Consider the following 13496-nt stretch of genomic DNA (forward strand, 5'->3'; position numbering starts at 1 on the left):
AGGGATCAAAACACCTTTACGAAACAGCCAGTTGCCGATAGTTTATCGGTGATTGGTTGTTTAGTTTCGTTTGAATACGAATGTTGTTATAATAATAAATGTATTCTTTGACAGTGCGTTCTACAATGGTGTTCGTAGTTCGATCAATCCTGTTAAGATAGAACGTTTCAGACTTTAGTGAGGAATGAAACGATTCGATGGAGGCATTATCAGCGGGCGTCCCTTTACGGGACATGCTCATGGTAATGCCTTTCTTATGAACAGCTTTCTGATACTCGTAAGATGTATACACAGAACCTTGGTCGCTATGTAACACGCAATTCTCAGGCAGTGATGGGAGCTGATTAAGTGTGTTTAAGATAAAGTCTGTGTCCTGCTTATCACCAATATTAAAAGCAATCACTTCTCCATTATATAAATCCAATATACTGGAAAGGTACAATTGTTTCTGTCCATAAGGCAAATACGTGATGTCCGTTACTAGTTTTTCAAGAGGGCGATCAGACTGAAAGTTCCGATCCAGTATATTACCAGCCACGGCATAGGGCTGCCCATTCTTCTTACGCTTTTTCATTTTAACTCGGCACTGCCACTGGTTTTTCTGCATGATACGTTGAACAGTTTTATGGTTAATACGCATGCTCATTTTTAGTATGGCGGTGATTTTTCGATAACCATATCGATACTTGTGCTCTCGGCACAACGTGCCGACCTGTTTCTCTAGTTGTCTTTTAGAGTGATTCTGAGTCAGATCCTTTTTCCATCTATAGTACGAAGTGCGTGAGATACCTAAATGGAAACAGGTGTCCTGTATCGTCATCGTTTCGCACAATTCTTCTACCAGTTTGATTGCCGTTTCCTTATCAACTTCCTTTCCAATTCGTTGTACTTTTTTAAAACTTCATTCTGTTGACTCAAATAGCGATTTTCTGCCTGAAGTCTCTCTAATTCGGAAGAGTACTCAGGACCCTTTCCATAGGTATATTGTTTTCCAACAGGCTGTTCAAACCGGTGTGTATCCCCAGCCTTATGCCACCTCACCCATGTCTGAACCTGCGTCTTATTCTTGATATTCAATTTTTGCATAATCTCTTTCATAGGTACGCCTGCCAATCTCATTTCTACAGCCTTCTGTTTGACTTCAACCGGATAACTCACTCTTGTCCCCATAGAAAAAACACCTCCATGTTTTATTTCGGATCACAACGATCCATTTTCAAACTTGAAGGTGTTTTTTATTTGTCTCATCTGATGGGGTCAGTACCCCTATGCAGAGGAGTTTTTCACCTAATGATACCCATTTTGCCCATTCGCACTTCCGCTTGTTTTGTGCTTTGGCTGATGGCCTTTGTTTTGTTTTGTGTTGCTTCCGCCTTTTTTCGATTGTTTGGACATATGTGATTCCCCCATCCGTCAAGATTGAACACGTTCGTTCTTCTTTAGGATGCCCTGTTTTCTTTACAGCTTGCCTGGCATGATTTTACGCTTATGTAAAAGCGCATTGAGCTCGCCTCCGAGGATAATCATGATGCCGGTTAAATAAAACCAGATCATTAAGATAATGATTCCCCCAATGCTTCCGTACATCGCACTATAGTTGGCAAATTCGCCTACATAAAATGAGAACAGCATGCTGACGAGAATCCAGCCAACAGATGCGAATATGGCGCCCGGCAGCACAAATTTCAATTTCAGCCTGATGTTAGGGGCAAAATAATATAGGGATGTAAAAACAATCAGTAAAATCAGTGGACTAATAATCCACCTCATCGCTGTCCAAATGGTCAGAAACGCATCGGACTGTCCGACTAATTTGGCGAGAAATAAGCCAAGCTCTTTTCCAAAGACAGGCAGCATTAAGGCGAAAATAATCGTAAGAACCATCGCAATGGTTAAGATGATTGATGTTAAACGTACGAGAATGAAGGAACGATTTTCCTCAACTTCGTATGCGTGGTTAAATGCTCTAACAACCGCATTAATGCCGTTGGATGCAGACCATAAGGCGGCAATAATCCCAAAAGATAATAATCCCCCGTTACGGTTGTTCAGCGTCTGTTCGGCAATGGATTCAATCATCGAAAGCGCTCCCTCTGGCGCATAACCAGAAATCACGCTTAAGACATCCTTTGACGTCAGCGGCAAATAGCCAACAAGCGTCAGCACGAAGATGAGAAACGGAAATAATGAAAGCAAAAAGAAGTACGCAAGCTCAGCTGATTTTGCCGGTCCTTCATGCAGCAAAAAGCGTTCAATTAACGCTTTAACAAAACCCATACGTCTCATCTCCAATGATCAGTCTTTCTGTTTCGTTCGAAAGTGATCCTTTGTTTCTTCAATAATCTCTAATACTTTTGGGGTTGTTTCCTTTAACTGATTGACCTGTTCATTTAAAAATGATAAATCATCTGAGACCGTTCTCATCAGCTGCTTCGTTTCTTCCATTTTTTCTTTCACGCAAGCAGACATTTTGCCTGGCTCCTGGCGGTATTCATCCAGCTTTTGCTGGCAGTCATTCCATTTCTCTTTCAGTGCAACCCTTGTTGGCCGATGAAACAATGTCAGCAATATGCCACAGGCTGCGCCTATGACGGCTCCTCGAAGCATGAGTTGATTATTCTCTTCCATCTCATCTGATCTCCTTTCAGTTAAAGGTGTTTCTCTTTTTTTACATACGTCAAAAATCGATCAATTCCTGTCTCAATTAAATCATGTACTTCCTCAAAGTTCCCAGTGTAATAAGGATCTGGTACATCATCTCGATCGTCGTCTTCTACAAAATCAAGAAGACGGCCAATGAAGTGATGTTTTCCATAGCCGGCTATACTGCGGAGAGCCCCTACATTTTCAGCATCCATCGCAATGATATAGTCATATGTGGTGATGTCCTCATCCCTGATTTGTCTTGCGGTCATTCCTTCATAGCTGATGCCTTTTTCATCCAGCAGCTTTCGTGTTCCTTCATGCGGAGGACTGCCTTGATGCCAGCCGCCAATGCCTGCTGAATCAATGACAAAGTGCTCACTCAGTCCTTCGTCTTCTACTCGTTTTCTAAACATCGCTTCTGCCATCGGTGACCTGCATATATTGCCGAGGCATACGAATAATACATGAATCATCCTTCATTCTCCTCCTATCTTTTCCCTAAGAGTCCCTTTCGAAAACCTTTTCTCTATCATATCAAGCTCTTTTTCTTTTGGAAACTTTGCAAGAAAAACTCCCATCGGCATTGACACATTATACAAAAAAAGGTGACACTTTAGGAGAATTGCACAAAAAAAGGGGGATACTTATGGGATGGGTTGAACAGTTTGTCAGCAGGATTAATGATGTATTATGGGGACCGCCGCTTTTGCTTTTCATTGTGGGAACAGGGATTTACCTTACCTTTCGCGTGCTTTTTATTCAAATTAGGCTGCTCCCCTATTCGCTTAAGCTTGCATTTTCAAAGCAGGATAAGACTTCAGAAGGTGATATTTCTCACTTCCAAGCATTAATGACAGCTCTTGCTGCTACGGTTGGAACGGGAAATATTGTGGGGGTCGCCTCTGCTGTCATTGCCGGCGGACCAGGCGCTGTCTTTTGGATGTGGTTTGCAGCGTTCTTTGGAATGGCGACAAAATATGCTGAAGCTGTTCTTGCAGTCAGATACCGCGTAAAAAATGAAAAAGGTGAAATGTCTGGCGGACCTATGTACTATTTGGAGCATGGTTTAAAGCAAAAATGGCTTGGGGTGCTGTTTGCTGTGTTTGGCGCTAGTGCTGCCTTTGGGATTGGGAACCTCGTGCAGTCTAACTCCATCTCAGGGGTCATGTATTCAACGTTTCACATCCCGACATGGGTGACAGGGATCATCATTACCGCCTTTACGGCACTCGTGATTTTAGGCGGGATTAAAAGTATCGGCCGTGTGACGTCTATTTTTGTACCCGTCATGGCTTTATTCTACGTCATTTGCGGGCTGATCATTCTTGTTATGAATGCAGATCTAGTCCCAAGTGCCGTCGGGCTCATTTTCTCTGATGCCTTTACAGGTCAAGCCGTTGCTGGCGGTGCCATCGGAACGGTGATCCGCTGGGGTGTGGCACGAGGCGTATTTTCAAATGAAGCAGGTCTTGGATCGTCTCCTATTGCTGCAGCTGCTGCCAAAACCGATATGCCTGCTCGCCAAGCCCTTGTGTCGATGACACAGGTCTTCATTGACACAATGATTGTTTGTTCTATTACCGGGATTACGATTGTGATGGCAAACATGTATCAATCAGGGAGCAGTGATGCACTCACTTCCGTTTCCTTTTCTTATTTCCTCGGTCCAATTGGTTCAATTATTGTCGCCATCGGCTTATTGTTGTTTGCATACTCCACCATCATCGGCTGGTCGTATTATGGGGAGAAATGCTTTACATACTTAGTCAAAGACTCGCACGTGATGTATTACCGGATTCTATTTGTCATCGCCGTCTTTTTTGGCGCTGTGTTTAAAAATGACTTTGTCTGGGGCTTGGCAGATATGCTCAATGGGCTGATGGCTATTCCAAACTTGATTGGCCTCATCGGTTTATCAGGCGTGGTCGTATTTGAATCCAAACGAATCATTGATAAGATCAAGCAGGAGAAAAAGGAGAAAAACATTTCAGTCTCCTCTTAATAGCCCTTTTATTCTTTTGCATTTCTGTTAAAATAGACATATTATTCGACACATGCAGGAAAGGACGTGCCGCCCTTGTCACAGCCAAAAGCGGCTGAAGTCAATCAGCTGATTGAAAACATATCGCAAAAGCTAAACATGCTGAACATTGGAGTCATCAAAGCCGAGGACTTCAGTCCAGATAAGTATGAAGATATTGAATTCCTTCACCAAATGGTGATGAAAAAATCTTCATTCAGCCCAAGTGAAATGCAGGCCATTGCAAGCGAGCTGAAAAGCTTAAGAAAATCATAATGGAAAAAGAATTGCCGCGCATGTCGAGATGATCTTGAATGATGCGCAGAAAAAGTCAGCACCGTAAAAGTGCTGACTCAGATTGTTGACAAAGGGCTAAAATGAACTTTATTTTAGCCCTTTGTCTTCTTTTCAGCGTGATAGAAAACCTTTGCAGTCTAGGAAGAACGAGTACCGGCGCGGAGCGAATTTGACATTCGTGAGCACCGGCACGCAGGACTGACAACGAATGCGAGGGTTTGTCTACACGCTGAGTCAGCACCGTTAAAAGTGCTGACTTTTTTTATGCTGTCACAACTGCCGCTTATTTCGCAAGCAGTTTTAATGCTTCACGGTTAAATGCTGGAATGTCGTCTGGTGTGCGGCTTGTCACAAGCTGATCCTGACAAACGACGACTTCTTCGTCTTTGAATTTCGCGCCTGCGTTTTCCATATCCACTTGAATGGATGTATAGCCGGTCGCGCCTCTTCCTTCCAGCGTCTTCGCTGTAATGAGCAATTGCGGTCCATGACAGATCGCAAATACTGGTTTTTTCTCGTCCATAAAGGCTTTTGTGAATTGCACGTAGCGGTCATCTGCACGCAGAATGTCAGGTGAGAATCCGCCAGGAATGAGAAGTGCATCGAAGTCTTCTGGCTTCACGTGATCAATAGACGCATCCACTCTCACTTCTGCCTCTCCTTGCTTCCCTTTTACTGTTTTACCTTTTTCATTTTCAATCACTGTGATCTCATGACCTGCGTCTTTAAAGGCTTTTGCAGGCTCGGTGAATTCAACATCCTCAAAGTAATCTGTTAATACAACTGCAATTTTCTTACCCATGTAGAAACCCTCCTGCTTGATTATCGTTTACACTACACACTATACCCCGGCGCAGTAAGATCAAACATCCTATCCCTATCAGAAAACCCCTCATGACAAAAATAAGTATTTAGACTCATTCACATTCCCTTAACAAGGTAATTCGTATGATTTATGTTATCTTTACAATAATCTGCAAAAAATAACTACAAAAGTGAACGAAACATTTCTACAATAGGTATTGTGGTCAAAAAAATTAGAAAGGCGGAGATCAGGTGAAGAAGCAAGCACATAGGTCTAAACGAAGGAAAAACTTGTCTATTCTGCTCACTTCCATGATGATGATTAGTCTCATTCTCCCAGCAGTACCTACTCATGCAGAAACAGAAAGCGGCAGCGCCGTAAAGGTCAGTATCTTAGCCACAACGGATGTTCATGCGAACATGATGAATTACGATTACTACAGCGACAAAGAAACAAATGAATTTGGTTTGGCGAAGACAGCCGAGCTGATTGAAAGGCACCGTTCACAAAATCCCAATACACTCCTTGTTGATAACGGAGACCTGATTCAAGGAACACCTCTTGGAGAATACGTTTATAAAAATGAAAAAGACAGCATCATCAATCAAACAAAGGTTCACCCCATTATTCATACACTCAACAAATTAAAATATGATGCAGGTACACTCGGCAATCATGAATTTAACTACGGTTTATCTTTTCTTGACGGTACCATTGCGGGCGCCAACTTCCCAATTGTCAATGCGAACGTCAAAAAGTTAAACGGAGAACACCGATTTACTCCTTATGTCATTCAGGATAAAACCTTTAAAGATGCAAACGGAGCCTCCCAAACTGTGAAAGTCGGTTACATAGGATTCGTACCACCACAAATTATGACGTGGGATAAGAAGCATTTAGATGGACAAGTTCAAGTGCAGGATATTGTGGAGTCTGCCAATGAAACCATTCCAGAAATGAAAGCAAAAGGCGCAGATGTCATCGTCGCTCTTGCTCATACAGGAATTGAAAAAACAGCTTCACCTAAAGGATCAGAAAATATGATCTTTGACCTTGCTACAAAAACATCAGGCATTGATGCGATTGTGTCTGGCCACCAGCACGGCACATTCCCAAGCGCTGAATATAGCGGCGTAGACAAATTTGATGTCTCAAAGGGAACCATTAACGGCATTCCTGTCGTCATGTCAAAAAACTGGGGAAGTTACCTTGGCGTCATTGATTTAACACTAGAGCCAGACGGCAGCAACTGGAAGGTCACAGACGGAACAGGCAAGATCGAATCTGTTGCCGGAGTGACATCTCAAAACAGCACTGTGAAAGATGCCATTCAAACGACTCACCAAAATACGCTGGATTACGTCAGAAAGCCTGTTGGAAAAACAGAAGCAGACATTAACAGCTTTTTTGCTCAAGTCATGGATGACCCTTCTATTCAAATCGTGACAGATGCACAAAAATGGTATGCCCAAGAAAAAATGAAGGATACTTCATACAAAAACTTACCGATTTTATCTGCGGGTGCGCCATTTAAAGCCGGCGGCCGCAACGGTGTAAACTATTATACAAATATCGCAAAAGGTGATTTAGCAATTAAAAACATTGGCGATCTCTACCTTTACGATAACACTGTACAAATTGTGAAACTAAAAGGCAGTGAAGTGAAAGACTGGCTAGAGATGTCTGCCGGCCAATTTAACCAAATCAAACCAAATACATCTAATGAACAGCCTATTTTAAACGAAGAATATCGCTCGTATAACTTTGATGTGATCGATGGTGTGACGTACCAAGTGGATGTCACACAGCCTGCTAAATACAGCACAACAGGCACACTGATCAATGCCGATGCGAACCGCATCAAAAATTTGTCTTACAACGGAAAGCCTGTCTCTGACAATCAAGAATTTTTAGTCGTGACAAACAACTACCGTGCATCTGGCGGCGGAGGCTTCCCGCACCTCACACAAGATAAAGTCGTGCTTGCCTCAGCAGATGAGAACCGCCAAGTGCTGATGGATTATATTATTGAACAAAAAACCATTAACCCAAGCGCAGATCAAAACTGGTCCATTGCACCAGTAAAAGGCACAACAGTCACCTTTGAATCTTCTCTACTTGCAAAACCGTTCGCAGAGAAATCAAGCAGCGTCGACTTTATTCGGAATGCCAGCACAGACGGACTGGGCGTGTACAAGCTAGCGTTTAAAGATGATGGTACAACAGAACCACCTGCAACAGACAATTGGCATTTAACGGTGATGCATACAAACGATACACATGCCCATCTGGATGATGCAGCCAGACGCGCAACCAAGATCAAAGAAGTTCGCGCCCAAAGCGAAAACAATATTTTATTAGACGCTGGAGATGTCTTCTCTGGTGATCTCTATTTCACAAAATGGCAAGGACTTGCCGATTTAAAGCTGATGAACTTGATGAAATACGATGCTATGACGTTTGGGAATCATGAGTTTGACAAAGGTCCATCTGTCCTTCGTCAATTCCTGACAGGTGATGCATCCAGTGTAGATGCTAAAAATCGTCATCAATTTGAAAAACCTAACTTCCCAATTGTGTCATCAAACGTTGATGTCTCTAAGGAAAAACAGTTAAGCAGCTTAGTGAAAAAACCAACAACATTCAAAGCTGGCGAGAAAAAAGAAGCCGGGATTTACCCTTACATTCTGCTTGATGTAAATGGCGAAAAAGTGGCTTTATTCGGTTTAACCACTGAAGACACGGCCATTACATCCAGCAGTGGTCCTAACATTCAATTTCAAGATGCATACAAGAAAGCAAAAGAAACAGTCAACACCATTCAAACAGAAGAAAAAATCAATAAAATCATTGCGTTAACACACATCGGCTATAACCGTGATCTTGAGTTAGCCAAAAAAGTAGACGGGATTGATTTAATCATTGGTGGTCACACCCACACCCTTGTTGAAAAATTAAAGGTCATCAATAAAAAAGAACCAACGATTGTTGCGCAAGTAAAAGACTACGGACAATTTTTAGGAAAAGTAGACGTGGCCTTTGACAAAAAAGGCGTCGTACAGCCAAAAGAATCTTCTTTTGACCTCATCACGATCGACGACTCTGTGAAAGAAGATGCGGACGCAAAAGCGATTCTTGATCAGTACAAGGCAGATATCCAAGATTTGAAAACTGAAAAAGTTGGGACGTCAAGCGTCTTCTTAGATGGACAGCGTGAACACGTCCGTGCAAAGGAAACGAACCTTGGAAACTTTATTGCAGATGGCATGCTAAAGAAAGCACAAGAATCTGCCGGGGCTGACCTTGCCATAACAAACGGCGGCGGTATTCGAGGCAGCATTGAAAAAGGAGATATCACATTAGGTGATATTTTAACGGTGATGCCTTTTGGAAACACACTTTATGTCGCAGATTTAAAAGGCAGTCAAATTAAAAAAGCGCTTGAACAAGGGCTTTCAGGCATTGAAGAGGGCGGCGGTGCATTCCCTCATGTAGCCGGTATTGAATATACGTTTACACTTAGTAGACCAGCTGGTAGCAGACTGATTGATGTCAAATTGAAAGATCAAAATGGCAATCTGACTGACATTGATGAACAGAAAACATACCGCGTAGCGACTAACGCATTTGTCGGCACAGGCGGTGATGGCTACAGCGTCTTTACAGAAGCCTCTCATGGAGAAGACTTAGGCTATGTTGACTACGAGATTTTCAAGGAGCAAATTGAACAGGCAGACGGTCATATTTCTCCTGTCATCGACCATCGAGTGAAAGAAGTGTTTCTTCCTCACTTGAAAGGAAAAGGCGCCTATGACATTCAAGATGATGAAAAGTTCCAAACGTATGTCCAGCATACAAATAAAGCATTGCTCTATTTAGACAAAGCAGCCAAAGCAAAAAATGTTCAATTGTCTCTATCAAAAGCGCAAGTAGCCGAACTGAAGAAACGTGAACAAGATCCAAACGTCACCATCTATCATGACAAAGTCGGACTGGAATTACCGCTCTCCAATTTATCAGAGGAAAGTGCGGATATCTGGATGAAGAAAACAAATAAAGTGAAAAATGCACTAACCGACACATATGATTTCCAAATCAAACAAGATCAAAAAAGTGTCTCTACCTTTAAAGATCCTGTCACACTTTCCTTTACATTAGACGCGCCTGAAAAAGCGAAGAAACCAGGTGTTTATTATGTAGATCGCAAGAAAAATCGTTACGCCAAAACAAGTAATGGTTCATTCGAAAATGGGGTCGTCACAGGTGAAACCACACACTTTAGTGAATACACCGTACTCAATCAAAGCGAAGCAGCTGGAGCGGTCCCAGACCAAACCGGAACGTCTGCTCCAGACGGATCAGATCCAAGTCAAGATGGAAGCGGCCTGCCAGGAGGCATACTGCCAAATACCGCGACAATGATGTATACAACTGTATTAATTGGCTTGCTCATGCTTGCCTCAGGCGGTATTCTTTATTACTACCAGCGCAAGCGCACACGAAACAACATGTCATCTTAAAAGAAAAGGACAGAGTAGCGGCTCTGTCCTTTTAGATTATTGACAAAGGGCTAAAATGATCTTGATTTTAGCCCTTTGTCTTCTTTTCAGCGTGACCTGAAAACCTTTGCAGTCTAGGAAGGACGAGTACCGGCGCGGAGCGAATTTAAGATTCGTGAGCACCGGCACGCAGGACTGACAAAGAATGCGAGGGTTTGTCTACACGCTGAAAGGACAGAGCAGCGGCTCTGTCCTTTATTTATTTCAACATCAATCCTGGGATAAATAAATCCAATTGCGATCGTCAAATTCTTTCACATCATCTGATCCGATATGCCGCAGCATTCTATTAAAGAAAGTGATGTCATCTTCATCATCGACGGCATATAAATTCGCTTGAACATATTCTCTCGTAATAAAATTCGTTAAGCTCGTATTGTTCACAAAGTCAGCAAAGTACGATTGGACAAGAGTTAAATCCTCTTTATTTAAAGGTTCATCACTAATAATTGAAAGATGAAACACATTCAAAATCGCTTGAATGTCTTCTTCATCCATATAACATAACGGCTCTAATTTTCTATCTTCTTCCGTAAACGGTTTTCGCGTATCTTCAAGGATGACGTAACATAAAATCATGTGATCCTTCATGACGCTAAAAATTTCTAAATCCCGTCATTTGAGTGATCTATTCAGTCTGATCATTTTTCCTCCTGTGGTTTTGATCTTGTCATTGTTTATTCCCCTTGTATCTCTAAAACCAGAAATAGACAGAGCCTAGGCTCTGTCTTCTATTTTTCTCTTCTAGCAAAATCCACGAATCTGAAACGATCTAACCGGTGGCGGCTTTCTGTGTATTGAAAGAGACTCGTATCCTCCAAGAACACATAATTCTTCACGACCACCACATGATCAAATCCGTTCAAATCAAGATACTTCGCATCCTCTTCTGTACACGGCTCGACCACAAATTCCTTTTGAGCGTAACTAATCGAGACACCAAGCTCTCCTTCAATATACTCGTAGATTGATCCTTCGCAAATGTCCTTCGACAATACCTGTACATGTTTTTGCAAAAAATAATCTTTGTCTAAAATGACCTCTTCTCCGCTGATATTGCGAGAGCGGATAACTTCCCAAACATCCTCCTGCCCACTTATTTTCAGCTGAGATTGAATATACTGATCCGGTTTGATTAAACCAAATTCATGTACAGTTGTCACCGTCTTCCGTCCAAGTGTTTGGGAAAGCTCTTTAAAGCTGACGAGACCTGAAACAGGGAATTGCATTTTCTCCCGATTCAGCAATACGGAGCCTTTCCCGCGGATTTTTTGGATATAACCATTTTGCACAAGGATGTTCAGTGCCTTTCTCACCGTCTCACGGGACGTATCATACATGACTGACAGCTCATGCTCTGATGGGAGGATGCCTTTATCCTGCCATTCGCCTTGTTCAATTCGTCTAGCGAGCTGATCATAAATCACTCGAAACTTATTCTCTTTCATTTTCCCTCCGCCCCATTTACTAGCGTTTGGTTAAATGATAAACGATTGACTCGTATGGACGCAACGTAAAGCCCTTGATATCTTCAGGCACATCCTCATAATTGGATAACAGAACTTGAACCTCCATCTCATCTGCATCCTTTAATAGCTCTATCGGAAGCGTGAAGTTCACCTCGCCTGCGTAGAAATGGTTGATCACGAGAATCTTCTCCTCTTGGCCTTCTCTGACATAGGCAAAAATCTTTGGATCGTCTGGCAGCAGTAAAGTAAAGCTTCCATACGTGATCACATCATATTCTTTCCGCAGCCTGCAAAGAGCTTGATAATGGTAGAAAATCGAAGTTCGGTCTTTTAATGCAGCTTCCACTGAAATGTCATTCTTGGCTGGCGCAATCCAAGGCGTACCTTTTGAGAACCCCGCATTTTTTTCTGACGTCCATTGCATTGGTGTCCGGGCATTATCCCTTGATTTCACCTGTAAAATCGCCAGTGCTTCTTCCTCTGTTTTCCCTTTTTCAAGCATCACTTCGTACATATTCAGTGATTCGATATCACGGTAAGACGAAATGTCCTCAAAGCGAGGATTCTTCATGCCAATTTCCTCGCCTTGATAAATATATGGAGTACCTTGCATCAAATGAATGGTGGTCGCAAGCATCTTCGCTGATTGCTGATGGTACATGCCATCATCACCGTACCTTGAGACGATGCGCGGCTGGTCATGATTGCACCAGAATAGTGCATTCCAGCCGCCGCCCTCATGCATTTTTGTCTGCCATTCTGACAGAATCGATTTCAACTCTAGAAAATCAAATGGGGCAATGGCCCATTTCTCACCGTTTGGATAATCGACCTTTAAATGATGAAAGTTAAACGTCATATCCAGTTCCTGCCGATCAGGTCTTGTATACCGGATGCAGTCTGCAATATTCGTTGAAGACATTTCTCCCACTGTCATACTATCGTATTTCGAAAATACCTCTTGATTCATTTCGTGCAAAAACTCATGAATTCTCGGACCATCTGTATAATACATGCGGCCGTCCCCTTGTACTGATTGCCCGGCGTCATCTAAAAAGCGCTGATCCTTAGAAATATTATTGATGACATCCAGCCTGAACCCATCAATTCCTTTTTCAAACCAAAAGTGCATGATGTCGTATACTTGCTTACGCACCTCATCATGCTCCCAATTGAGATCCGCCTGGGTGACATCATATAAATGAAGATAATAGTCACCTGTCGCTTCATCTAGCTCCCAAGCTGGGCCGCCAAATTTTGACTGCCAATCATTCGGCGGAGAGCCATCCGCTTTTGGCTCTTTCCAAATATAATAATCGCGATAAGGGTTATCCTTCGACTCTCGGGAGGCCTGAAACCATTCATGAAAAATGGATGTATGATTGACTGCTATATCCATGATGACACGGATTCCACGTTCATGCGCTTCCTTCAACATGTGTTCAAAATCAGCCATTGTACCGTACATGTCATGTATTTTTCGATAATCACTAATATCATAGCCGTTGTCATGCTGCGGTGACTCATACATTGGGGTCAGCCAAATGCAATCCGCCCCCAGCTCTTTGATATAGTCGAGCTTCTTTGTCACACCATTGATATCACCTGTGCCAGAGCCCGTTGTATCTAAAAAGCTTTTTGGATAAATTTGATAGACCACCGCTTTTTTCCACCACGGTTCGTTTGTTTGTTGATTCAAA

General features: G+C 42.6%; 11 protein-coding genes. 3 read left to right on the forward strand and 8 right to left on the reverse strand.

Annotation, left to right across the window (positions count from 1 at the left end; all coding sequences use genetic code 11):
• Positions 1 to 16 precede the first annotated feature (16 nt).
• The 4 genes from BK049_RS04265 to BK049_RS04285 form a co-directional block, all read right to left on the reverse strand.
• Positions 17 to 1170, reverse strand: a protein-coding gene (locus BK049_RS04265) for an IS3 family transposase (protein ID WP_145939387.1) whose coding sequence is annotated in 2 segments (ribosomal slippage) — positions 17 to 897 and positions 897 to 1170 — 1155 coding nt in all. Because the reading frame shifts where the segments join, the coding sequence is not laid out codon by codon here.
• Between the two features lie 288 nt (positions 1171 to 1458).
• A complete protein-coding gene (locus BK049_RS04275; protein ID WP_071167904.1) occupies positions 1459 to 2277 on the reverse strand; it encodes a YihY/virulence factor BrkB family protein in 819 nt (272 codons plus the stop codon).
• Positions 2278 to 2295: 18 nt separating this feature from the next.
• Positions 2296 to 2628: a YtxH domain-containing protein gene (locus BK049_RS04280; RefSeq protein ID WP_008357711.1), complete on the reverse strand. Its 333-nt coding sequence runs from the start codon at positions 2626 to 2628 to the stop codon at positions 2296 to 2298.
• Between the two features lie 20 nt (positions 2629 to 2648).
• Positions 2649 to 3119: a low molecular weight protein-tyrosine-phosphatase gene (locus BK049_RS04285; protein ID WP_008357709.1), complete on the reverse strand. Its 471-nt coding sequence runs from the start codon at positions 3117 to 3119 to the stop codon at positions 2649 to 2651.
• Between the two features lie 173 nt (positions 3120 to 3292).
• On the opposite strand from BK049_RS04285, the gene BK049_RS04290 reads away from it, so the two are divergent.
• Both BK049_RS04290 and BK049_RS04295 read left to right on the forward strand, forming a co-directional pair.
• Entirely contained in the window at positions 3293 to 4648 is a 1356-nt protein-coding gene (locus tag BK049_RS04290; protein ID WP_071167905.1) for an alanine/glycine:cation symporter family protein, read from the forward strand.
• A 75-nt stretch (positions 4649 to 4723) separates the two neighbouring features.
• Positions 4724 to 4942: a DUF1128 domain-containing protein gene (locus BK049_RS04295; RefSeq protein WP_071167906.1), complete on the forward strand. Its 219-nt coding sequence runs from the start codon at positions 4724 to 4726 to the stop codon at positions 4940 to 4942.
• Positions 4943 to 5246: 304 nt separating this feature from the next.
• Here BK049_RS04295 and BK049_RS04300 read toward each other — a convergent pair whose 3' ends face one another.
• The gene (locus BK049_RS04300) at positions 5247 to 5765 is read right to left on the reverse strand and encodes a type 1 glutamine amidotransferase domain-containing protein (RefSeq protein WP_008357704.1); all 519 of its coding nucleotides are present in this window, start codon (positions 5763 to 5765) and stop codon (positions 5247 to 5249) included.
• A 254-nt stretch (positions 5766 to 6019) separates the two neighbouring features.
• Here BK049_RS04300 and BK049_RS04305 point away from each other — a divergent pair, with 254 nt between their 5' ends.
• Positions 6020 to 10288: a multifunctional 2',3'-cyclic-nucleotide 2'-phosphodiesterase/3'-nucleotidase/5'-nucleotidase gene (locus tag BK049_RS04305; protein ID WP_071167907.1), complete on the forward strand. Its 4269-nt coding sequence runs from the start codon at positions 6020 to 6022 to the stop codon at positions 10286 to 10288.
• Positions 10289 to 10537: 249 nt separating this feature from the next.
• Here the strand turns inward: BK049_RS04305 and BK049_RS04310 are convergent, their stop codons facing one another.
• From BK049_RS04310 to treC, 3 genes are all read right to left on the reverse strand, one after another.
• A complete protein-coding gene (locus BK049_RS04310) occupies positions 10538 to 10918 on the reverse strand; it encodes a terpene synthase (RefSeq protein ID WP_071167908.1) in 381 nt (126 codons plus the stop codon).
• Between the two features lie 140 nt (positions 10919 to 11058).
• Complete coding sequence (gene treR / locus BK049_RS04315) at positions 11059 to 11775, reverse strand: trehalose operon repressor (protein WP_008357697.1); 717 nt, start codon at positions 11773 to 11775, stop codon at positions 11059 to 11061.
• A gap of 19 nt (positions 11776 to 11794) precedes the next feature.
• Entirely contained in the window at positions 11795 to 13495 is a 1701-nt protein-coding gene (treC, locus tag BK049_RS04320) for an alpha,alpha-phosphotrehalase (RefSeq protein ID WP_071167909.1), read from the reverse strand.
• Position 13496 lies beyond the last annotated feature (1 nt).

This window comes from Bacillus xiamenensis (assembly GCF_001857925.1).
GTDB classification, from domain to species: domain Bacteria; phylum Bacillota; class Bacilli; order Bacillales; family Bacillaceae; genus Bacillus; species Bacillus xiamenensis.